A 20,784-nucleotide genomic window follows, 5' to 3' on the forward strand; every position below is an offset into this window, starting at 1 on the left:
CCAGCGCCAGGGCGGACAGCGCCGCCAGGGCGCCGCGTCGCCCGCGCCCGGCGCTGCGGACCGGGGCGGCTGCGGGTCCGGTGGGGGGCGCGCCCGCGGTCGTCCGGGTCCTCGCGGTCAGGACGGCTCCGGCATGCGCGCCGCGATGTCGCTGCGGTGGTGCGAGCCGTCGAGGCGGATCCGGTCGACCCCCGCGTAGGCGGCGGCGCGCGCCGCGTCCAGGCCGGGGCCGCGGCCGACGACGGAGAGCACCCGCCCGCCGGCGGAGACCAGCGCACCGTCCGGCCCGGACGCGGTGCCCGCGTGGAGCACGTGCACCGCCGGCAGCCCGTCCGCCGCCTCGACCCCGGTGATCGGGTCGCCACCACGGACGGGGCCCGGGTAGCCGGGCGCGGCGACGACGACCGTCACCGCGGCGTCGTCGTGCCAGCGCAGGCGCGGCTGCTGGTCCAGGCGGCCCGTCGCCGCGGCCAGCAGCAGGTCGGCGAGCGGCGTCGCGAGGCGCGCGAGCACGACCTGCGTCTCGGGGTCGCCGAAGCGCGCGTTGAACTCCACGACCCGCACGCCGCGGCCCGTCAGTGCCAGGCCGCAGTACAGGACGCCGACGAAGGGCGTGCCGCGGCGGCGCATCTCGTCGACGGTCGGCTGGGCGACGCGCGTCATCACCTCGTCGACCAGGCCGGGCGGCGCCCACGGGAGCGGCGAGTAGGCACCCATGCCCCCGGTGTTGGGGCCCGCGTCACCGTCGAGCGCGCGCTTGTAGTCCTGCGCGGGTGCGAGCGGGACGACCGTCGAGCCGTCGCTCAGGCAGAACAGGGAGACCTCCGGCCCGTCGAGGAACTCCTCGACCACGACCTGCGAGCCCGCGCGCAGGCACGCCTCGCCGTGCGCGAGCGCCTCGTCGCGGTCGGACGTGACGACGACGCCCTTGCCGGCCGCGAGGCCGTCGTCCTTGACCACGTAGGGGGCGCCGAACGCGTCGAGCGCGTCGGCGAGCTCCGCCGGCGTCGTGCACACGTGGGCCATCGCGGTCGGCACGCCGGCCGCCGCCATGACGTCCTTGGCGAACGCCTTCGAGCCCTCGAGCACGGCGGCCTCGGCGCTCGGCCCGAAGCACGCGATGCCGGCCGCGCGCACGGCGTCGGCGACACCGGCGACGAGCGGGCCCTCCGGCCCGACGACGACCAGGTCGGCCGCGAGCCGCGACGCCAGCGCCGCCACGGCGTCGGGGTCGAGCGCGTCCACCTCGTGCCGCTGCGCGAGCGCGCCGATGCCGGGGTTGCCCGGTGCGGCGTGCAGCTCGTGCCCCGGGCCGGCGCCCGGCCGGACGTCGGGCCCGCCCGCGAGGGCGAGGACGATGGCGTGCTCGCGCGCGCCCGAGCCGATGACGAGGATCCTCACGGGCCGTCAGCCTAGGCGCACACGCCGGGTCTCAGCCCAGCAGGTCGTGACGGACGATCGTCGCCTCGCGGCCCGGACCCACGCCGATGCTCGAGATCCGCGTCCCCGACATCTCCTCGAGCGCGAGCACGTAGCGCTGGGCGGTCGCCGGCAGGTCCTCGAACGTGCGGCACTGCGAGATGTCCTCCCACCACCCGTCGAGCTCCTCGTAGACCGGGACGGCGTGGTGGAACTGCGTCTGGTCCACGGGCATCTCGTCGTGCCGGACGCCGTCGACGTCGTACGCGACGCAGACCGGGATCTTCTCGAGGCCGGTGAGCACGTCGAGCTTGGTCAGGACGAGGTCGGTCAGGCCGTTGACGCGCGACGCGTACCGCGCGACGACCGCGTCGTACCAGCCGCAGCGGCGCGGCCGACCCGTCGTCGTGCCGTACTCGCCGCCGGTCTTGCGCAGGAACTCGCCCGCGTCGTCCAGCAGCTCGGTGGGGAAGGGGCCCTCGCCGACGCGCGTGGTGTACGCCTTGATGACGCCCACGACGCGGTCGATGCGGGTGGGCCCGACGCCCGAGCCCGTGCACGCGCCGCCCGCCGTCGCCGAGGAGGACGTGACGAACGGGTAGGTGCCGTGGTCGACGTCCAGCATCGTGGCCTGCCCCGCCTCGAACACGACGGTCTTGCCCGCGTCGAGCGCCTGGTTGAGCACGAGGGCGGTGTCCGCGACCATCGGGCGCAGGCGCTCGGCGAACGTCAGCAGCTCCTCGACCGTCTCGTCGACGGTGATCGCGCGCCGGTTGTAGACCTTCACCAGGAGGTGGTTCTTCTGGTCGAGGGCGCCCTCGACCTTCTGCCGCAGGATGTGCTCGTCGAACAGGTCCTGGACGCGGATGCCCACGCGGCTGATCTTGTCGGCGTAGGTGGGGCCGATGCCCCGACCCGTCGTCCCGATCCGGCGCTTGCCGAGGAACCGCTCCGTGACCTTGTCGATGGTCCGGTTGTACGGCGCGATGAGGTGCGCGCTCGAGGAGACGAGCAGCCGCGAGGTGTCGACCCCGCGCACCTCCAGCGCGTCGATCTCCTGGAACAGCACCTCGAGGTCGATGACCACGCCGTTGCCGATCACGGGGGTCACGCCCGGCGAGAGGATGCCCGAGGGCAGCAGGTGCAGGGCGTACTTCTCGCCGTCGATCACGACCGTGTGGCCGGCGTTGTTGCCGCCGTTGAACTTCACGACGTGGTCGACGCGCGACCCCAGCTGGTCGGTGGCCTTGCCCTTGCCCTCGTCGCCCCACTGGGCGCCGAGCACGACGACGGCTGGCATGAGAGGTCCTTTGCTGTGGACGACGGTGCGGCGGGCGCGCGCCAGACCGGCGGCGCGCCCCGACGAGGCTACCGCCACCGCCGGGGTCACCCCCGCACGCACCGCCCGCAGGCCTCACCGGCGCCCGGGGCGGACCCTCAGGCGGGCGCGGCCGCGCGCAGCGCCTCGACCTCCGCCGGCGTGGTGCCGCAGTCGGCGAGGAAGGCGGTGCAGCGCTCGGCCTCGGCCACCTCGCCGATCGCCGCCGCCGACTGCGCGAGCGCCAGGAGCGCGCGCAGGAAGCCCTGGTTGGTGACGTGGTCCGCCGGCACGGGGCCGGTGCCGCGCCAGCCCGCGCGCCGCAGCGCGTCGAGGCCGCGGTGGTAGCCGGTGCGCGCGTAGGCGTAGGCGGCGACGTCGTCGTGCCCGAGCTCCTCCTCGGCGAGCAGCGCCCAGGCGATGGACGACGCCGGGTGGGCGCGGGCGACGTCGCGCGCCCCGGCCGAGGCGAGCGCCGCGCGGGCCGCGGTGTCGGGGTGGTCGGCGGGCAGGAGGGTCGGCGCGGGGCCGCCCAGCAGGTTGGCGTGCGGGTTCTCGTGGGCCATGCCCCCATCCTCCTGCAGCGGCGGCGTACCGCCGACCGGCCGGGGACGGGAGTGCAGCGCGCACGGCGCCTGGATAGAGTCGAGGTACCGCCTTCCCCCCGCATCGGAGCTTCCATGATCGAGATCGCCATGTCACCGGCGACGACGACGCTGACCATCGCGGGGGACCTCGACCTCTCGGAGCGGGACCAGTTCCCCGAGATCACCGCCCGCATCACCGGGCTGCGGCGCCAGCTGCTCGTCATCGACATGTGCGGCGTGACCTTCATGGACTCGACCGGCGCCGCGTTCCTCATCTCGCTCGCCGACGCCGGCCGCAAGCGCGGCGGTGCCACCGTCCTGCGCGGCTGCGACGAGCGCGAGCTGTTCGTGCTCGAGGTGTGCGGCGCGCTGCCGATGTTCCGCATCGACGGCGAGCACGTCTGCCCGCCCGTGGCGAGCACGCGGGCCTGAGCCCGCCGACGTTCACGGCGCCGCGTCGGGTCCCGGTCCGAACGGCGTGGGCCGCACGCGGGCCCACACGACCTTGCCCGCGCCGGAGGGCCGCCAGCCCCAGTCGGCGAGGCGCTCGACGATCTGCATGCCGTAGCCGCCGACCCGGCCGTGGTGGCCCTCGGTCGTGACGGGCGGTGCGGGGTTCGCGTCCTCGACCTCGATCCGCAGGCCCTCGCCGGTGTCGAAGAGCCGCAGCGCGAGGTGGCCCCAGCCGTGCAGCACGGCGTTGGCGACGAGCTCGGACACGACGAGCTCGGCGGCGCGGGCGTCCGGCAGCCCCCACGCCTCGCACGTGCGCGTCACCGCGTGGCGCGCCCGGGCGATGGACGCCGAGTCGCTCGGCATCGACCACCGCCGCCGACGCGGCACGCCCGTCGCCGCGGCCGGCGCGTCCGGGCTGCCTGCGGGACGCGTCACCGGGCCGGGCACCCGCACGACGACGACCGCCACGTCGTCCTCGGGTCCGTCCGCGAGACGTGCCAGCAGCTCCTCGCCGACGCCGGCGGCGTCGGTCGCGCCGACGAGCGCCGCCGCGTCCACCAGCGCGCCGAGGCCGTCCCGCAGCGTCCGGTCCCGCCGCTCGATCAGCCCGTCCGTGTAGAACACGACGACGTCACCGGGCTCGAGCGAGGTCTCCCCCGTCGGCCGCCCGGCGCCGCCGAACCCCACCATCGGGCCGCCCGCCTCGGCCAGCTGGGTCACCTGTCCGTGGCGCACCAGGATCGGGGGCAGGTGGCCGGCGCGCGAGTACCGCAGGCTCCAGCCGCCGTCGTCGGGGTGGCGGGCCAGCATCGCGAGGACCAGGCTCGCCGAGCGCGTGATACGCATCCCGGCCACCAGCTGGTCGACGCGGTCGAGGACCGCCCCGGGAGCCCCCTCGTCGAACGCGTACGCGCGCACGACGGAGCGGAGCTGGCCCATCGCCGCCGCCGCCTCCACGTCGTGCCCGACGACGTCGCCGATGACGACCGCCACCTGGTCCTCGGAGACCTGGAGCACGTCGTACCAGTCGCCCCCGACCTGGGCGTGCCCCGCGCTGGGCGCGTAGTAGGTCCACACGTCCAGGCCCCGGACCTCCGCCTGCTCCGGCAGCATCGCGCGCTGGAGGGTCTCGGCGAGGCGGTGCTCGCGCGCGTAGAGCCGCACGTTGTCGATGGCCATGCCGACGCGACGGACCACCAGGTGCAGCACCGTGCGGTCGTGTGCGTCCAGGGCCTCGAGGCCGCCACCGCCGCGGGGCACCGTGACCAGGACCCCCTGGCTGCGCCGGCGCCCGGGCACGGTGTGCACGACCACGCTCGTGGGTCGGCGCGGCCCGCCGGCGCCCTCGGGACCCTCGAGGCTCAGCCGCACGTGCGCGACGAGGCGGGCGGTGACCGGCCCGACGCCCTCCGCGTCCAGAGGCACCTCGAGGGGGCCCTGCTCGGTCCCGTCGAGGAGCCGCTGGACCGGGTCGTCACCGGGGGTGCCGTCCACCAGGTCCACCGGTCGGCGCCCCCGGGTGGTCCCGCTCTCTCGGAACACGGGCTCGATCCCGCTCGCCGGGCGCAGGCCCGCGTCGTCCACCAGGAAGGCGGCCCAGTCCACGACCTGCTCCCGCAGCAGACCCGCGATCTCGCGCAGCACCGACGGCTCGTCGAGGTCGGAGAGCAGGTCGGAGACCTCGGCGACGAGCGAGAGCCCGGCGCGCGCGCGGCGCTCGACCTCGATCGACGCCTCCTGCGCGGCGGCACGGCGCACCTGCTCGGTGACGTCGACCTGCACACCGACCCAGTGCGTCACCGTCCCGGCGGCGTCGTGCACGGGCGAGATGGAGACCTGGTTCCAGAAGGGCGTGCCGTCGCGGCGGTAGTTGAGGACCGTCACCGTCGCCGCGCGGCCGGCGGCGGCCGCCTCCGCCATGCGGGCGGCCTCGACGCGGTCCGTCCCGTGACCGTGGAGCAGGTTCGGGTTGCGACCCCGCACCTCGTCCGGCCCGTACCCGGTCGTACGCGTGAACGCCTCGTTCACCCAGACGATGGGAGAGCCGGGCGTGAGCGCGTCGGTGATGACGAAGGACACGTCGGTGTCGCGCAGCGCGCGGTCCCGCACGTCGGCGAGGAGGTCGTCCGGGGTCCCCGAGGCGGCCCGGTTGACCATCCCCGCCTCCCATCGTCTAGCGTTCGCACAGACGCTCCGCTGCGGGACGTCCCGACCGGGGCGTGGGCACGAGTGTGGCTGGAGGAGCGACGTGCGAGACGGTAACAGCCGGACGCCGGACAAGCCTGCCGAGTCCGAGGGGGCAGGTATCGCGTCGGAGGCGGACACGACCGGAGAGCTCCCCACGGACGCGATCTCCGAGCCGGCCTCGGTCCACGTCATCGTCCAGGACGGCCGGACCCGCATCGTGCTGTCGGGCGAGGTCGACGCCGACATGGCCGCGGACCTCTCCGAGGCGACGGCTGACGCGGAGGCCGCCGGCCTGCCCATCGACATCGACGCCCAGCACGTGACGTTCATGGACTCGTCGGGCATCGCGTTCCTCGCCCGCATCGCCACGCGGTCGAGCCAGAAGGTGCGCGTGCTCCGCGCCCCGGAGACGGTCCGCTTCCTGCTCCAGGTGACGCGCATCGGCGAGCTGCTCGAGCTGGTCGACGACCCCGAGCCCGAGCACCACCTGCCGACCATCGGCCCCGGGGGACGTGCGCCGCAGTCGGTGCCGGGCCCCGACGACGTCGCCTGACGCACCGACGCAGCAGACCGCGGCCCGCAGGGCCGCCCGACAGACAGCGAAGGCCGCCGCCCCCACGGGGACGGCGGCCTTCGTCATGGGCCCGCGCTCAGCGGATCTGCTGGCCCGCCGACCGCAGCTGCTGGCACGCCTCGACGATGCGCTTGGCCATGCCGGCCTCGGCGAGCTTGCCCCAGGCGCGCGGGTCGTAGGCCTTCTTGTTGCCCACCTCGCCGTCGACCTTGAGGACGCCGTCGTAGTTGCTGAACATGTGGCCGACGACCGGACGCGTGAACGCGTACTGCGTGTCCGTGTCGATGTTCATCTTGATGACGCCGTTGTCGACCGCCTCCGCGATCTCGGCGGCGGTCGAGCCCGAGCCGCCGTGGAAGACGAGGTCGAACGGGTTCTCGATGCCGATCTCGTCGCCGACGGCCTTCTGGATCTCCGCGAGGATCGCCGGGCGCAGCTTGACGGCGCCGGGCTTGTAGACGCCGTGGACGTTGCCGAACGTCAGGGCCGTCAGGTAGCGGCCCTTCTCGCCGGCGCCGAGCGCACGGACCGTCGCGAGGCCGTCCTCGGCCGTCGTGTAGAGCTTCTCGTTGATCTCGGCCTCGTGGCCGTCCTCCTCGCCACCGACGACGCCGACCTCGATCTCGAGGATCGTGCGCGCCGCCTGCGAGAGCTCGAGGAGCTCCGCCGCGATGACCAGGTTCTCCTCGAGCGGGATGTCCGAGCCGTCGAACATGTGCGACTGGAACGTCGGGTTCTCGCCGCGCTTGACCTGCTCGGCCTCGAGGGCCAGGAGCGGGCGGACCCAGGAGTCGAGGTTCTTCTTCACGCAGTGGTCGGTGTGCAGCGCCACGGTGATGCCGTAGCCCTTGGCGACCTCGGCCGCGTAGGCGGCGAGCGCCAGCGTGCCGGAGACGCGGTCCTTGACCGTCGAGCCGGACGCGTACTCGGCGCCACCGACGGAGACCTGGATGATGCCGTCGGACTCCGCCTCGGCGAAGCCCTGGAGGGCCGCCGTGACCGTCTGGGACGACGTGATGTTCACGGCGGGGTAGGCGAACTTGCCTGCCTTCGCCCGATCGATCATCTCGGCGTAGACCTCGGGGGTGGCGATGGGCATGAAGACTCCTGCGGGTCAGTGGGGTGGTTCACCCCCATGGTGTCACGGGGACCCCCCGACACGCCGGGACCTCTCGGCCCCGGCTCACCTCAGGCGTGCTGCGTGATCCAGGTGTGCATCGCGATCGCCGCCGCCGCGCCCGCGTTGATCGAGCGCGTGGACCCGAACTGGCGGATGTGCAGCACGTCGGCGCACGCCGCGCGGGCGGCCTCCGACAGGCCCGTGCCCTCCTGCCCGAAGAGCAGCACGCAGGCCCGCGGGAGGGGGTAGCCCTCGAGCGGGACCGAGCCGGGCAGGTTGTCGACGCCCAGCACGGGCAGGTCCCGCTCCGCGGCCCACGCGAGCAGGTCGGCGACGTCCGGGTGGTGCAGCACGTGCTGGTAGCGGTCGGTCACCATCGCCCCGCGCCGGTTCCACCGGCGCCGCCCCACGATGTGGACGGCCTCCGCCGCGAACGCGTTGGCGGTGCGGACGACCGACCCGATGTTCAGGTCGTGGGCCCAGTTCTCCACGGCGACGTGGAACGGGTGCCGCCGGGTGTCGAGGTCCGCCACGATCGCCTCGAGCGTCCAGTACCGGTAGCGGTCGACCACGTTGCGCCGGTCGCCCCCGGCCAGCAGCTCGGGGTCGTAGCGCCGTACGCCGTCGACGTCGAGCGGTGGCCACGCGTCCGGCCCGCCGGGCCAGGGGCCGACGCCGACCTCCTCCCGCTCCCCCGGCTCGTCCGGCGCGCTCACCCGCGGCCCGCGCGCCACGCCTCGGTCGCCCGCAGGCGCGAGGACGTGTGCAGCACCGAGCCCTCGTACAGGCGGGCGCCCAGCAGCACGAAGGCCGCGGCGGTCGCGAGGACGAGCCCGGCCGAGACCCACGGCTCCCACGGCTCGGCGCTGCCGAGCACGATCCGCGCGGGCATGAGCAGCGGGGCCGTGAACGGGATGTAGGACAGGGCGCGCTGCGTGGGCCCGGGGTCGATCGCGAAGATCGCCGCGAAGAACGGCACGACCACGAGGACCTGCATGAACACCGTCGTCGACTGCAGGTCCTCGACCCGGGACGCGAGCGAGCCGGCCACGGCCCACAGGCACGCGAGCATGACGAAGCCGAGCAGGAAGAAGAGCACGAACCAGCCGGACGCGCCGGCCAGCTGACCGACCAGCTCGCCCTGCCCGGCGAGGGTCGCGCCGAGCAACCCGGCCCCCACGACCACGACCACCTGGCCGACGGCCATCACCGTGTTGCCGACGACCTTGCCGGCCAGCAGCCACCGCACCGGCATGGCGGCGACGAGCAGCTCGACGACGCGGGACTGCTTCTCCTCGACCACGCTCTGCGCGATCGACATCCCGAAGGTCAGCACCGAGATGTAGAAGAGGAACGCGAACACCAGCACGAGCAGCTCCGGCGGCACGGACCCCTCGGGCCGGGGCTCGAGCAGCGTGACGACGGGCGGCACGGGGCTCGTGAGCGCCGCCACCTCGGCGGCGTCGAGGCCCGCCTCGGTGGCCGCGCGCTCGACCTGCACCTCGCTCGCGGCGGCGCTGACGAGGACGTCGAGCTGCGCCGGCACGGACTCGTCGCCCAGGAGGCGCAGGTCGGTGACGTCGTCGCCCACGAGCGCCGCGGCGACGTCACCGTCACGCACGAGGCGCTCGACGTCGCCGTCCGGGGGGACCTCGATGGCGGTGAGGTCGGCCGCGGGCAGGCCGCCCGCGCCGAGCAGGCGCAGCGCCGGCGGGATCTGGGAGTCGGGGTCCTGCGCCTGCAGGCCGAGCCGCGCGGCGACCGCGACGACGTCGTCGGCGGCGTCGCCCTGGACCGCGACGCGCCACGACGGCGTCTGCTGGCTCAGCAGCACCGGGATCACCGTCGCGGCGGTGACCAGCAGGAGCATGAACACGGTCGAGGCGAGGAACGCCTTGTCGCGCAGCTTGACCGCGATCTCGCGCGCGGCCACGACGCGGACGGCCGGGGCCGCACGCAGCGGGGCGACCGCGGTGGCGGGGCTGCTCATCGCACGACCTCCCGGAAGATCTCGGCGAGCGTCGGGACGACGGGCGCGAACTCCCGCACGGCCCCGTGGCGCTGGGCCTCGGCGAGGAGCGCCTGGTCGTCGGCGTCGTCGGCGAGGTCGACGACGACCGCGCGCCCGTCCTGGTGGACGAGCGAGACGCCCGGTACCTGCTCGAGGAACGACGCGACGCCCGACGGCGCGCCCTCGGGCTGCGTCGGCAGCACGCCGGCGTCGTCCGGCGCCGGCTCGACGACCACCCTGATCCGGCGGCCGGTGCGCTGCGCGCGCAGGTCCGCAGCGGGCCCGGCCGCCACGACGCGACCCCTGTCGATGATCACGACGTCGTCGCACAGCCGCTCGACCAGCTCGAGCTGGTGGGACGAGAAGAGCACCGGGACGCCGTCGTCGGCCCGCGAGCGCAGGTGCGCCGCCATCGTGTCGACGCCCAACGGGTCCAGGCCCGAGAACGGCTCGTCCAGGACCAGCAGCACGGGGTCGTGCACCAGCGCGGCGGCGACCTGCACCCGCTGCTGGTTGCCCAGCGAGAGGGTGTGCAGCTGGTCCTTCGCGCGGTCCGCCAGGCCGAGCCGGTCGAGCAGCTCGGCCGTCCGGCGCCGCGCCGTCGGGCCGTCCAGGCCGTGCACGCGTGCGAGGTACACGAGCTGGTCGACGACGGCCATCTTGGGGTAGAGGCCGCGCTCCTCGGGCATGTACCCGAAGCGGCGGCGGTCCTCGCGCGTCACCTCGCGGCCGCCGAGCTCGACGCGGCCGGAGTCGGCCGCCAGGACGCCGAGCACGATGCGCATCGCCGTGGTCTTGCCCGCGCCGTTCGCTCCCACGAACCCGGTCATGCGACCGGGCCGGACGGCGAAGCCGACGTCCGTCAGCGCCGCGCGGTCACCGAACCGGCGGCTCACGTCGATGAGCCTGAGCTCGTCCTCCACCGTTCCTCCTGCTGCCACGGGTCGCACCGGCGACCCTACCGAGGCACGGAGGTCGCGGCGCGGGCCCGCCCCGTACCCTGGAGGCGTGCAGCCCACCCTCCTCCTCGCCGACGTCCTCGCCGGTCCGGTCCCCGCGCTGGGCCCCGACTTCCTCGACGCCGACAAGCTCATCGCCTCGTTCGGGGCGTACGCCCTCATCGGCGTGGTGCTCGTCGTGTTCATCGAGACCGGCCTGCTGTTCCCCTTCCTGCCCGGGGACAGCCTGCTGTTCACCGCGGGCATGCTGGTGGCGCAGGAGGAGATGAACGTCCCGATCTGGCTGCTCTGCCTCGCCCTCTTCCTCGCGGCCTTCCTCGGTGACCAGGTCGGCTTCATGATCGGCCGCAAGGCCGGCCCGAAGATCTTCAACAAGCCGGACTCGCGGTTCTTCAAGCAGCAGTACATCGACCAGACCTACAAGTACTTCGACAGGTACGGCGGGCGGACGATCATCGTCGCGCGCTTCGTGCCGTTCGTGCGGACGTACGCCCCGGTCGCCGCCGGCGTCGGCAACATGCGCTACCGGCACTTCGTCTCCTACAACGTCATCGGCGCGTTCCTGTGGGGCGTGGGCGTCACGGTGCTGGGCTACCTGCTCGGCAACGTCGAGTTCATCAAGGAGAACATCGAGATCATCCTCGTCGCGATCGTCGGCGTCTCCGTGCTGCCGATCGTGATCGAGCTGCTGCGCGCCCGCAGCAAGAGCCGCGACCCGCGCTACGACGAGCCGGCCGAGCGTGCGCGCGTCGCCCAGGACGACATCGAGGGCTGAGGCGATGACCGGGACACCGCACCGCCCGATGTCCGACCGCGAGATCCGCACCTGGCTCACGGACATGGACGGGGTGCTCGTCCACGAGGGCCGGCCCCTGCCCGGGGCGCCGGAGTTCATCCGCGCCCTGCGCGACGCCGGCCTGCCCTTCCTGGTCTTGACGAACAACTCGATCTTCACCGCGCGCGACCTGCGGGCGCGGCTCGCGTCCTCGGGCATCGACGTCCCCGAGGAGGCCATCTGGACGTCGGCGCTCGCGACGGCCGACTTCCTCGCGGACCAGGTGCCCAACGGCTCGGCGTACGCGATCGGCGAGGCCGGCCTGACGACGGCGCTCTACGAGGCCGGGTACACGCTGACCGAGTCGGACCCGGACTACGTCGTGCTCGGGGAGACCCGGACGTACTCGTTCGAGGCGATCACCAAGGCCGTGCGGCTCGTGCAGGGCGGCGCCCGGTTCATCGCCACGAACCCCGACGTGACGGGGCCGAGCGCGGAGGGCGACCTCCCGGCGACCGGCGCGGTGGCGGCGATGATCACTGCGGCGACGGGGCGGCAGCCGTACTTCGTCGGAAAGCCCAATCCCATGATGTTCCGCTCGGCGCTCAACCGGATCGACGCGCACTCGGAGTCGACCGCGATGGTCGGCGACCGGATGGAGACGGACATCGTCGCCGGCATGGAGGCGGGCCTGCTCACCTACCTCGTGCTCACGGGGTCGACGCGCGCGAGCGACGTCCCGACCTTCCCGTTCCGCCCCAGCCACGTCGTCGACTCCGTCGCGGACCTCGTCCCGCTGATCTGAGCCGCGGGCGCGCGGCCGCGGCCCGCGCTCACCGGCCGAAGGCCCACGCCCGGCTGGCCTCCCACGCCATGGCGCGCAGGCGCGCGTCGTGGGAGGCCGGTGGGCTCTCGGCGCGCGCGGCGCGCTCGTAGTAGTGGCCGGTGCCCGTGACCGCCGGGTCCGTGGCCAGGCGCAGGACCGACGCGGCGCCGGCCTCGGGGGTCAACAGCGCCCGCCGCAGCAGCGGGCGCAGCGCCCGGAGCGGGCCGGGCACCATCGCGTCGACCAGCGGGGTGCCCACGATGCCGGGGTGCACCGCGTTGACGGTCACGCCGGACGCGGCGAGGCGTCCGGCGTGCTCGTACCCGCACATCGTCGCGAGGAGCTTGGCGCGGGCGTACGCCTCGAACGGCACGAAGCCCGCGGCGGGGTTGAGCAGCCGCACGTCGTCGAGCTGCGCGGGCTCGAGCCGCACAGGGCGGGGACGACCGCCGATCCGGACCCGACGGGTGTCGTTCATCGCGGCCGAGACGACGGTGACGACGCGTGCGCCCGCGCGCAGCCGGTCCTCCAGCAGCGTGGTCAGCGTGAATCCGGCGAGGTGGTCCAGCGCGACGTGCCGCTCGACGCCGTCGACCGTCAGGGCGTGGTCGGGGAAGTGCGCCCCGGCGTTGTGGACCACCAGGTGCAGCTCCGGGCGCTCGGAGCGGACGCGCTCGGCGACGGCGTGCAGGTCGGCGCGCGAGGACAGGTCGGCGGTGAGGACCTGGACGCGGTCGCCGCCGACGTCGCGCGCGACCCGTGCGACGAGCTCGCGGCCGCGGGCGGGGTCGCGCGTCACCGTCACGACGTCCGCGCCGGCCCCGGCCAGCGCGGTGACCAGGACGCGGCCCATGCCACCGGTGCCGCCCGTGACGAGCGCCGTCGTCCCGCGCAGGTCCACCCCCACCGGCACCGGGTGCGCGCCGGCGTCCCGCGCGACGCTCACGCCGCGATCCCCACGGCTCGACCCGCGTGCTCGCCGGTCCCGGCCTCGCGGACGAGGAAGTCGGCGAGGTCGGCGCGCGTGACGGTGGACGTGAACCCCAGGCGCAGGCCCTCCCCGGTGCGATAGCGCAGGGTGGTCGCACCGTCCGACAGCCCGGGTGGTCGCACGAGGGTCCAGTCGAGGTCCGACGCACGGACGAGCGCCTCCATCGCCTCCTTGTCCCGCATCTTGTCGCCGACCAGCGCCCAGACGAACAGCGAGTACGGCGAGCGGTCCCGGCTCTCGCCGACGGCGTGCGCGCTGACGACGACGAGCCGCCGCACGCCGGTGCGGGCCATGGAGCCGAGGGCCGAGCGCGCCCCGTCCGCGCAGACCGTCGAGGGGCCGCGCCCTCGCGGGCCGAGCGCGCTGATCACCGCGTCGTGACCGGCCAGCGCGGCATCGAGGGCCCCCGACACGCCGGGTGCGGGCACGAGGGCCTCGACGACGCCCGCCCCGAGCGGGACGAGACCCTGGCGCCGGACCACGGCCGTGACGAGGGATCCGTGCCGCACCCCCGCGTCGACGACGGCGCGTCCCGTGCGCCCCGAGGCGCCCAGCACCGCGATCCTCGGCTTTTGTGAGTCACCTTGTCTCATAACTGGACGATGGCACGCGCGCTGCGTGTGAGTCAAGATGTCTCATATGCTCGGGGCGTGACGACCGACCCGCGCGCGCTCCGCAGCCGGCGCGCCATGCTCGAGGCGGCCCGGCGGCTCCTCAGCGCACACGGGCCCGCCGCCGTGACCCACCAGCGCGTGGCCCAGGAGGCGGGGGTGGGCCGGGCCACCGTGTACCGGCACTGGCCGACCGCCGAGGCGATGCTCCTGGACGCCATGAGCGGCGCGCGGCTGCCGTTCTTCGCCGACCCGCAGGCGCCCGTCCGGCCGTGGCTGCTGGGACAGCTCCGGGCCCTGGCGGACGAGCTCCTCCTGCGGGAGGTGGCCGGCGTGACCCTGGCGCTCGTCCACACCGCGACGTGGGACGAGGCCGCGGCACGGCGCCGTGACGCCTCGGCCGCAGCCGCGTCGGGCCAGCTCCAGGCGGCGCTGCGGCTCGCCGTCGCGTCCGGCGAGCTGCGGCCCGCGGTGGACCTGTCGTTCGCGGCCGCCCTCGTCGTGGGGCCGCTGCTCTACCGCAGCGTGCTCGAGCCCGGGCACCTGCCCGACGCGGTGCTCGAGGCGGCCGTGGACGCGCTCGGCGCGTGGTCCCCCGCCGACCCGCCGACGCGCGCGGGCCTCACGGCGTGATGTCGCCGGCCCGGTCGGCAGGCGAGCGCAGGGCGCGCAGGCGTGCGCGCCGCGTCGTCGGGAGCGTCTCGTAACGCGAGCGGCCGTCGTCCCGGACCCACCGCGGCAGCGCCGCGGCGAGCTCGACGGCGAGGGAGGCCAGCCGCTCCACCGCGGCGACGTCGGTGCTGCCGGGCCGGTGCACGACGACGTCGCGGTCCTCCACGACGACGCCCACGTCGGCCACGTCGGGCTCCAGCAGGCGCGCCATGAGGCGGGGGTGGACGACGGCGTGGGCGAACTCGGGCACGGCCGAGCGCACGCGCCAGGCGCGGTTGAACGCCTCGGACTCGAGCCGGATGTCGGCTCCCCCGGCCGCGACCTGCGCCCGCACGGCCCCGACCTCGCGCTCCAGGCTCAGGGTCGGGAACGCCACGGGCAGGGTGACCACCGCGACGTGCCGCGTCCGCCGGCCGCGACCGAACGTCGCCGAGGTGACCGTGACCCCGTCCACGGTGCGCTCGAGGACGTGGCGCGCGGCGCCGCTGCCGGCCCGCGAGAACGGCGGCGTGGCCCAGCGGCTCCCCAGGACCGACGTCGTCGTGCGCACCGTCCACCCGTGCGCGGCGGCCCAGGCCTCGACCTCCCGACGGCGGCGCGCGGCGCGCCGGCGCGCGACGACCGCGGCCACCGTGGCGACGGCCACGACGGCGCCCACGGCCAGGGCCAGGTGGGCGGGTTCCGGCTGCTCCACGCCGAGCAGGTCGGACACCACCTCGGCGGCCGCCGAGGTGATGAGGTACAGGACGTAGAACATGCCGGCGGCCCAGATCGCGATGACGGCGAGGCCGGCCGCTCCCAGGACCGCGGAGCGGACCGCCCCCGCGGCGCGCGCGAGGACCGTGGTCGAGCCGGGAGCCGCGGGTGGCGGCACGGTCGGGGGCACGGGCGCGGCAGGGACGGTCGGCGGCGGGTCAGTCCTGCGGGACGGCGCCGGCGGACCCGCCGAAGTCGACGCGCGGCACCGCGCGCACCGCCGGGTCCTGCGTCTCGAAGTACTCGGCCCGGGTGAACGAGAAGACGTTCGCCACGACGTTGGACGGGAACTGCTCCACCTTGGTGTTCAGCTCGCGCACGTTCGCGTTGTAGAACCGGCGCCCGGCGGCGATGCGGTCCTCGGTCGTCGTCAGCTCGGCCTGCAGCTGGGCGAAGTTCTCGCTCGCGCGCAGCTGCGGGTAAGCCTCGGCGACCGCGAACAGGCGTCCCAGGGCCGCGGTGAGCTGGTTCTCCTGCGCGGCCTGCTGCGCGGGGCCGGCGGCCGGGCCCGACGCGGCGGCGCGCGCGGCCGTCACCTCGTCGAACACCGCGCGCTCGTGGGCCGCGTAGCCCTGCACCGTCTGCACGAGGTTCGGGATGAGGTCGTGCCGCCGGTGCAGCTCGACGTCGATCTGGCGCCACGCCTCCTGGACGAGGTTCCGCAGCCGGACGAAGCCGTTGTACGTGAGGACGAACCACAGCAGCAGGACCACGACCAGCAGCACGGCCGCGGCGACGAGGACGAGCGTGATCTTCACGGGGACCCTCTCCTAGGTGATGGGCGGATCGTAGCCGTGGTCGAGCCACACGAACCGGGGGACGTGGTCAGCCACCGCGCTCAGCACGGCAACGTAGCGGTCGATGTGCGTCACGTCCTGGGCGCCCGGGGCCCAGGAGAGCAGGTGGTCGCCCTCGACCCGGATCGACATGCCCCGCGCGTCCGGCGCGAGGAGCCTCTCCATCAGCCGCGGGTGCACGAGGTCGTGCGCGGCCTTGGGGTCCGCGGCCTGCACCCGCCACCGCTGGTTGAAGGCCTCGGACTCGACGTCGATGTCCTGGCCACCGAGGCCTCTGGCGACCGCCGCGCCGACGCCGTCGGGCGTCAGCTGGAGGTCGGGCAGCGCCACCGGCAGGGCGAGGGCGACGACGTGGTGCTGCGCGACGTGCCGCGTCTTGCCGCCGCCCGTCGTGTACTCGTAGGTGAAGGACGTGACGGGCCGGCCGGCCACCGTCGTCGTCATCGCCTCCGTCGCGTTGCGGCCGTACCCCACGCCGAAGGGCGGCCCGTTCCAGCGCCGGGCGAGCGAACGGTCCAGGTCGACGAACCGCCAGCCGTGCGACGCGGCCCACGCCCGGGCCACGCGGCGGCGGTGCGAGGTGCGCCACCACTCCGCGCCGATGACGACCACCGCCAGCAGGATGGCCGCGAGGATGAACGGGCCTGCGCCGACCTCCACGGCCCGCGCCTCAGGCCAGGCCGAGGTCAGCGAGGTCGAAGACGTGGTGGTACGGCACGCCGAGCGCCTCGATCTTCTCCCGGGCCCCCGTGGCGCGGTCGACGATGACGGCGACGCCCGCGACGTCGGCGCCCGCCTCGCGCGCCGCCTCGACGGCGGCGATCGGCGAGGCACCCGTGGTCGAGGTGTCCTCCAGGACGACGACGCGCCGCCCCGCGATGTCCGGCCCCTCGATTCGCCGCTGCATGCCGTGCGCCTTGGCCTCCTTGCGCACGACGAACGCGTCGACGTCCTGCCCGCGTGAGGCGGCGGCGTGCAGGATCGCTGTCGCGACCGGGTCGGCGCCGAGCGTGAGGCCGCCGACGGCGTCGACCTCCCCGGCCCCGAGGCCGGCCTCCTCGAGCAGGTCGAGCATGACGTGGCCGATGAGCGGCGCGGCGCGGTGGTGCAGCGTGGCGCGGCGCAGGTCGACGTAGTAGTCGGCCTCCCGGCCGGAGGAGAGCGTCACCCGCCCGTGCACGACGGCGAGCTCGCGCACGAGGTCGCGGAGCTGCTCGCGGGGGGTGGGGCGCAGGACGAGGTCGTCGGTCACGCGCGTCAGGCTAGCGGCGCGTGCCCGGCGCCGCCGTCCGCTCCTCAGGCCTCGTCGTCGTCCTGGACCGCCTCGCGCAGCCGGCGGTCGCCGGACAGCCTGCGGATCGCGGCGCGCGGCAGCAGCCGCGCCACCTCCGTCGCGATGCCGTAGCGCAGGCTCGGGGTGGAGATCACCGCGCCGCGGCGCACGTCGGCCAGGGCGGCCGTCACGACGGCGTCGGCGTTGAGCCACGCGATCTGGGGGTAGGCCTCGCGCTCCAGCCCGGCGCGCTCGTGGAACTCGGTGTGCGTCAGGCCCGGGCACAGCGCGGTCGCGGTGACGCCCGTGCCCCGCAGCTCCACCGCGAGCCCCTCGGTGAACGTGCGGACCCACGCCTTGTGCGCCGAGTAGGTGCCCATGGCGGTCAGCGCCGCGACCGAGGAGACGTTGAGGACCGCGCCGCGCCCGCGCTCGACCATCTGCCCGACGGCGGCGTGCGACAGCACGAGGACCGCGCGCACCATGACGTCGAGCGCGCGCTCGTGCGTCTCGAGGTCGCCGCCGACGAAGGGCTGGTTGAGCCCGAAGCCGGCGTTGTTGACGAGCAGGCCGACCGGCCGCTCGGTCGCCCGCAGCCGCTCGGCGACGCGTTCGACGTCGGCGCGGTCGGCGAGGTCGGCGGGCAGCACCTCGGCCCGGATGCCCGCCGCGGCGCGCAGCTGGTTCGCGAGGCGGTCGAGCCGCTCCTGGTCGCGCGCCACGAGGACGACGTCGTGCCGGGCGGTCGCGAGCTGCCAGGCGAACTCGAGCCCCAGCCCAGCGCTCGCCCCGGTGATCAGTGCCGTAGCCATGCGACCAGCCTAGGGGCCGACGCTCGGCGCGCGACGGAGGCGCCGGTAGCGTGCGGCCATGCGACTGGCGACGTGGAACATCAACTCCGTCCGGGCGCGCGCGGACCGCGCCGTCGCGTGGCTCGAGCGCACCGGCACCGACGTGCTCGCGCTCCAGGAGACCAAGGTCGCCGACGCGAAGTTCCCGTACGCCGTGTTCGAGGCGGCGGGCTACGAGGTGGCGCACGTGGGCCTGAGCCAGTGGAACGGCGTGGCCGTCGTCAGCCGGGTCGGCATCGAGGACGTCGAGGTCGGCTTCCCCGGCCAGCCGGCGTTCGGTGCCGAGACCCCGGTGGTCGAGGCCCGCGCGATCGGCGCGACCTGTGGCGGCGTGCGCGTGTGGAGCCTGTACGTGCCGCACGGCCGTGCCGTCGGCGACCCGCACTACGCCTACAAGCTCGAGTGGCTCGCGCGCCTGCGCGACGCCGCACGCTCGTGGCTCGACCCGGCGACGGGCGACCCCGGCGCCCAGGTCGCGCTCGTGGGCGACTGGAACGTCATCCCGCTCGACACCGACGTGTGGGACGTGCGCGAGTTCGACGGCCACACCCACGTCACGCAGCCCGAGCGCGACGCCTTCGCGGCCTTCGCGGACGCCGGCTACACGGAGGTCTCCCGCGTCTTCGTGCCGGACGAGCACACGTACACGTACTGGGACTACAAGCAGCTCGCGTTCCCCCGGAACAAGGGCCTGCGGATCGACTTCGCCTGGGCGTCGCCCGCGCTCGCGGCGCGCGTGAGCGGCGTGACGATCGACCGCGACGCACGCAAGGGCACCGGACCCTCGGACCACGTCCCGGTGGTCGTGGACCTGGTGTGACGCCCGCGCGCCCCGGCCCGTCCGCCGCACGGGTGACGTTCGGGCCCGCTCCCGTCCGGGCCGGCCACGCCGCGCGACGCGGGCGGACCTCACCCGTCCCGGCGCAGTAGGTTCGGACCCGTGACGACTCCACCCCCGCCGTCCGGTCCGCCGGCGCCGCCGGAGCCCGGCGCGCCGGTGCCCGAGTGGCTGCAGCAGGCGACGCAGGGCACCTACGCGGGGTCCCCGGCGCCCCAGGAACCCCAGGCGGCGCAGGCGCCGCCGGAACCGCCGGGCTTCGCGGCGCCCGCCGGCGAGTCACGACCGGAGCCGGCCCCGCGCGGGTACCTCGCGGAGACCTATCCGGCCGACGGCTACGGCGCGACGGGGGAGGACCCGCCGGCCCCGTGGGCGATGCGACCGCCCCCGGGCGCGCCCGGGTACGGCCAGGCGCCGTACGGCGCGCCTGGCTACGACCCGCAGGCGCAGGCGCCCTACGGCCGCGGCTACTCCGGCCCGCTGCCGTACGGGACCGGGGCCTACGGCTGGGTCCCGCCCCCGCCGCCGATCGACGGCATGGCGATCACCTCACTCATCGTGGGGGTCGTCGGCATCCTCACCTGCATCGGGGTCTTCCTCGGGCCGGTCGCGCTCGGGCTGGGGATCGCCGCGTTGAACCGGATCTCCCAGCGTGGCACGCGGGGCAGGGGCCTGGCGATCGGCGGCATCACGGTCGGCGCGGTGGCCACGGTCGTGGTCATCATCCTGATCATCGGCGTCGCGACCGACCCCCAGGGGTTCCTCCGGTGACGGCCGGCACGGGCTCACCGGACGGTACGGGCGGCTACTACCCGCAGCAGGCGTACTACGCGCCCGGCTGGACGGCCGACCCGGACCGACCGCCTCCCCCGCGCCGCGCCCGCCGCCTCGTGCTGTGGTCGGTCGCCGCCATCGTGCTCCTCGCGCTCGTCGCGACGGCGGTCGTGGCGCTGCGGATGCGCGCCGAGACCTCGCCGCTCGGCGACGTCTCCGAGGCCACGACGGTGCACAGCCGCCGGCTCGACGTCGGGCACTGCGTCGCCCGCCTGCCCGAGGACGGCGACGTCGGCCGCGTCGACGTCGTGCCGTGCGCGGAGCCCCACGTCGCCGAGGTCGTGGGGATCCACCGGTTCCGGTCGGACGCGTGGCCCGGCCGGCAGCGCGTCGACGCCGAGGCCGCCGCGGCCTGCGAGATGGACTCCCGGCAGGCCGACGCCGGGTTCCGTGCGGTCGTGTGGACGCCCTCGGAGGCGAGCTGGGGCCAGGACGACCGCGCCGGCCTGTGCCTCGCGTGGCTTCCCGACGGCGAGGCGCGCGGCTCGTTCGCCGCGGGCGACGAGGTCACGACCGGCTGACGGGGTCCGCCGCGGAGCGGGACGGCTCGGCCGTCCACAGCCCGAAGGAGACGCCGCTGGGGTCGGTCACGACGCCGAACCATCGGTCGTCTCCGCCGAGCTCGGTCCGGGCCCGCTCCACCGTGGCGCCGAGCGTCACCGCCCGCTCGATCGCCGCCTCCAGGTCCTCGACGAGCACGTAGAGGCGCACCCCGGCCCGCGGGTCGGCGCCGGGAAGGCCGCGCTGCAGGCCGCCGATGCCGGACTCGCCGTCGTGCACGATCCAGTAGTCGGCGCCCAGCTCGGTGTCCGCGAACGCCGGCCGGAACGTCCACCCCCACATCGCGCCGTGGAACGCCTGGAACGCCTCGGGCGCCGGAGTCTCGACCTCCCACCACACGATGCTCATGGTCGCCAGCATGCACGCCC

The 20,784-nt window shown here is 75.1% G+C and carries 24 protein-coding genes; 8 read left to right on the forward strand and 16 right to left on the reverse strand.

Features of this window, described 5'->3' with window-relative positions:
- Positions 1 to 117: 117 nt before the first annotated feature.
- The 3 genes from purD to IDM29_RS03375 form a co-directional block, all read right to left on the reverse strand.
- The gene (purD, locus tag IDM29_RS03365; RefSeq protein WP_182112828.1) at positions 118 to 1,401 is read right to left on the reverse strand and encodes a phosphoribosylamine--glycine ligase; all 1,284 of its coding nucleotides are present in this window, start codon (positions 1,399 to 1,401) and stop codon (positions 118 to 120) included.
- A gap of 31 nt (positions 1,402 to 1,432) precedes the next feature.
- On the reverse strand, positions 1,433 to 2,719 hold the full coding sequence (locus IDM29_RS03370) for an adenylosuccinate synthase (protein ID WP_182112827.1): 1,287 nt from the start codon (positions 2,717 to 2,719) through the stop codon (positions 1,433 to 1,435).
- Positions 2,720 to 2,856: 137 nt separating this feature from the next.
- A complete protein-coding gene (locus IDM29_RS03375; RefSeq protein WP_182112826.1) occupies positions 2,857 to 3,303 on the reverse strand; it encodes a DUF3151 domain-containing protein in 447 nt (148 codons plus the stop codon).
- Positions 3,304 to 3,417: 114 nt separating this feature from the next.
- On the opposite strand from IDM29_RS03375, the gene IDM29_RS03380 reads away from it, so the two are divergent.
- The gene (locus tag IDM29_RS03380; protein ID WP_182112825.1) at positions 3,418 to 3,756 is read left to right on the forward strand and encodes an STAS domain-containing protein; all 339 of its coding nucleotides are present in this window, start codon (positions 3,418 to 3,420) and stop codon (positions 3,754 to 3,756) included.
- 12 nt (positions 3,757 to 3,768) lie between these two features.
- Here IDM29_RS03380 and IDM29_RS03385 read toward each other — a convergent pair whose 3' ends face one another.
- On the reverse strand, positions 3,769 to 5,937 hold the full coding sequence (locus tag IDM29_RS03385; RefSeq protein ID WP_182112824.1) for a SpoIIE family protein phosphatase: 2,169 nt from the start codon (positions 5,935 to 5,937) through the stop codon (positions 3,769 to 3,771).
- A 91-nt stretch (positions 5,938 to 6,028) separates the two neighbouring features.
- Here IDM29_RS03385 and IDM29_RS17165 point away from each other — a divergent pair, with 91 nt between their 5' ends.
- Positions 6,029 to 6,520 carry an STAS domain-containing protein gene (locus tag IDM29_RS17165; RefSeq protein ID WP_255491718.1) on the forward strand — a complete coding sequence of 164 codons (492 nt, stop codon included), beginning with the start codon at positions 6,029 to 6,031 and terminating at the stop codon, positions 6,518 to 6,520.
- Between the two features lie 97 nt (positions 6,521 to 6,617).
- Here the strand turns inward: IDM29_RS17165 and fbaA are convergent, their stop codons facing one another.
- The 4 genes from fbaA to IDM29_RS03410 all read right to left on the reverse strand — a co-directional run bounded on the left by fbaA (position 6,618) and on the right by IDM29_RS03410 (position 10,595).
- A complete protein-coding gene (gene fbaA, locus IDM29_RS03395) occupies positions 6,618 to 7,640 on the reverse strand; it encodes a class II fructose-bisphosphate aldolase (RefSeq protein WP_182112822.1) in 1,023 nt (340 codons plus the stop codon).
- An 89-nt stretch (positions 7,641 to 7,729) separates the two neighbouring features.
- The gene (locus IDM29_RS03400; RefSeq protein ID WP_255491717.1) at positions 7,730 to 8,377 is read right to left on the reverse strand and encodes an RNA methyltransferase; all 648 of its coding nucleotides are present in this window, start codon (positions 8,375 to 8,377) and stop codon (positions 7,730 to 7,732) included.
- Positions 8,374 to 9,651 carry an ABC transporter permease gene (locus tag IDM29_RS03405; protein WP_182112820.1) on the reverse strand — a complete coding sequence of 426 codons (1,278 nt, stop codon included), beginning with the start codon at positions 9,649 to 9,651 and terminating at the stop codon, positions 8,374 to 8,376. Before IDM29_RS03405 ends, IDM29_RS03400 begins: the two co-directional genes overlap by 4 nt.
- Positions 9,648 to 10,595 (reverse strand): ABC transporter ATP-binding protein, encoded by a 948-nt coding sequence (locus IDM29_RS03410; protein ID WP_182112819.1) that lies wholly within the window; start codon positions 10,593 to 10,595, stop codon positions 9,648 to 9,650. The genes IDM29_RS03405 and IDM29_RS03410 overlap by 4 nt, the downstream gene beginning before the upstream one ends.
- An 85-nt stretch (positions 10,596 to 10,680) precedes the next feature.
- Here IDM29_RS03410 and IDM29_RS03415 point away from each other — a divergent pair, with 85 nt between their 5' ends.
- Both IDM29_RS03415 and IDM29_RS03420 read left to right on the forward strand, forming a co-directional pair.
- A complete protein-coding gene (locus tag IDM29_RS03415; RefSeq protein ID WP_220458091.1) occupies positions 10,681 to 11,406 on the forward strand; it encodes a VTT domain-containing protein in 726 nt (241 codons plus the stop codon).
- Between the two features lie 4 nt (positions 11,407 to 11,410).
- The gene (locus tag IDM29_RS03420; RefSeq protein ID WP_255491716.1) at positions 11,411 to 12,211 is read left to right on the forward strand and encodes an HAD-IIA family hydrolase; all 801 of its coding nucleotides are present in this window, start codon (positions 11,411 to 11,413) and stop codon (positions 12,209 to 12,211) included.
- A gap of 28 nt (positions 12,212 to 12,239) precedes the next feature.
- On the opposite strand, the gene IDM29_RS03425 is transcribed toward IDM29_RS03420, so the two are convergent.
- Both IDM29_RS03425 and IDM29_RS03430 read right to left on the reverse strand, forming a co-directional pair.
- Positions 12,240 to 13,178 carry an SDR family NAD(P)-dependent oxidoreductase gene (locus IDM29_RS03425; protein WP_182112817.1) on the reverse strand — a complete coding sequence of 313 codons (939 nt, stop codon included), beginning with the start codon at positions 13,176 to 13,178 and terminating at the stop codon, positions 12,240 to 12,242.
- A complete protein-coding gene (locus tag IDM29_RS03430) occupies positions 13,175 to 13,816 on the reverse strand; it encodes an NAD(P)-dependent oxidoreductase (RefSeq protein WP_182112816.1) in 642 nt (213 codons plus the stop codon). The genes IDM29_RS03425 and IDM29_RS03430 overlap by 4 nt, the downstream gene beginning before the upstream one ends.
- A 57-nt stretch (positions 13,817 to 13,873) precedes the next feature.
- On the opposite strand from IDM29_RS03430, the gene IDM29_RS03435 reads away from it, so the two are divergent.
- A complete protein-coding gene (locus IDM29_RS03435; RefSeq protein ID WP_220457998.1) occupies positions 13,874 to 14,467 on the forward strand; it encodes a TetR/AcrR family transcriptional regulator in 594 nt (197 codons plus the stop codon).
- Here the strand turns inward: IDM29_RS03435 and IDM29_RS03440 are convergent.
- The 5 genes from IDM29_RS03440 to IDM29_RS03460 are packed head-to-tail and all read right to left on the reverse strand — an operon-like array spanning position 14,457 to position 18,144.
- The gene (locus tag IDM29_RS03440; RefSeq protein WP_182112814.1) at positions 14,457 to 15,392 is read right to left on the reverse strand and encodes a hypothetical protein; all 936 of its coding nucleotides are present in this window, start codon (positions 15,390 to 15,392) and stop codon (positions 14,457 to 14,459) included. The two genes, IDM29_RS03435 and IDM29_RS03440, sit on opposite strands and share 11 nt — an antisense overlap.
- Before the next feature lie 28 nt (positions 15,393 to 15,420).
- Positions 15,421 to 16,020, reverse strand: a complete 600-nt coding sequence (locus IDM29_RS03445; RefSeq protein WP_182112813.1) for a LemA family protein — start codon at positions 16,018 to 16,020, stop codon at positions 15,421 to 15,423.
- A gap of 12 nt (positions 16,021 to 16,032) precedes the next feature.
- Positions 16,033 to 16,719, reverse strand: coding sequence for a hypothetical protein (locus tag IDM29_RS03450; RefSeq protein ID WP_182112812.1), 687 nt, complete (start codon positions 16,717 to 16,719; stop codon positions 16,033 to 16,035).
- Between the two features lie 10 nt (positions 16,720 to 16,729).
- On the reverse strand, positions 16,730 to 17,311 hold the full coding sequence (pyrE, locus tag IDM29_RS03455; RefSeq protein ID WP_188037197.1) for an orotate phosphoribosyltransferase: 582 nt from the start codon (positions 17,309 to 17,311) through the stop codon (positions 16,730 to 16,732).
- Positions 17,312 to 17,355: 44 nt separating this feature from the next.
- Entirely contained in the window at positions 17,356 to 18,144 is a 789-nt protein-coding gene (locus IDM29_RS03460) for an SDR family oxidoreductase (RefSeq protein WP_182112810.1), read from the reverse strand.
- Between the two features lie 58 nt (positions 18,145 to 18,202).
- On the opposite strand from IDM29_RS03460, the gene IDM29_RS03465 reads away from it, so the two are divergent.
- The 3 genes from IDM29_RS03465 to IDM29_RS03475 all read left to right on the forward strand — a co-directional run bounded on the left by IDM29_RS03465 (position 18,203) and on the right by IDM29_RS03475 (position 20,376).
- Positions 18,203 to 19,003: an exodeoxyribonuclease III gene (locus IDM29_RS03465; RefSeq protein ID WP_182112809.1), complete on the forward strand. Its 801-nt coding sequence runs from the start codon at positions 18,203 to 18,205 to the stop codon at positions 19,001 to 19,003.
- 120 nt (positions 19,004 to 19,123) lie between these two features.
- Positions 19,124 to 19,792 (forward strand): DUF4190 domain-containing protein, encoded by a 669-nt coding sequence (locus tag IDM29_RS17605; RefSeq protein WP_188037198.1) that lies wholly within the window; start codon positions 19,124 to 19,126, stop codon positions 19,790 to 19,792.
- Positions 19,789 to 20,376, forward strand: a complete 588-nt coding sequence (locus IDM29_RS03475; protein ID WP_188037199.1) for a septum formation family protein — start codon at positions 19,789 to 19,791, stop codon at positions 20,374 to 20,376. The genes IDM29_RS17605 and IDM29_RS03475 overlap by 4 nt, the downstream gene beginning before the upstream one ends.
- Here IDM29_RS03475 and IDM29_RS03480 read toward each other — a convergent pair.
- Positions 20,363 to 20,764: a VOC family protein gene (locus IDM29_RS03480; protein ID WP_188037200.1), complete on the reverse strand. Its 402-nt coding sequence runs from the start codon at positions 20,762 to 20,764 to the stop codon at positions 20,363 to 20,365. The genes IDM29_RS03475 and IDM29_RS03480 overlap by 14 nt on opposite strands.
- Positions 20,765 to 20,784: the final 20 nt, after the last annotated feature.

The sequence above is a fragment of the Actinotalea sp. JY-7885 genome, assembly GCF_014525465.1.
Classification (GTDB): domain Bacteria; phylum Actinomycetota; class Actinomycetes; order Actinomycetales; family Cellulomonadaceae; genus Actinotalea.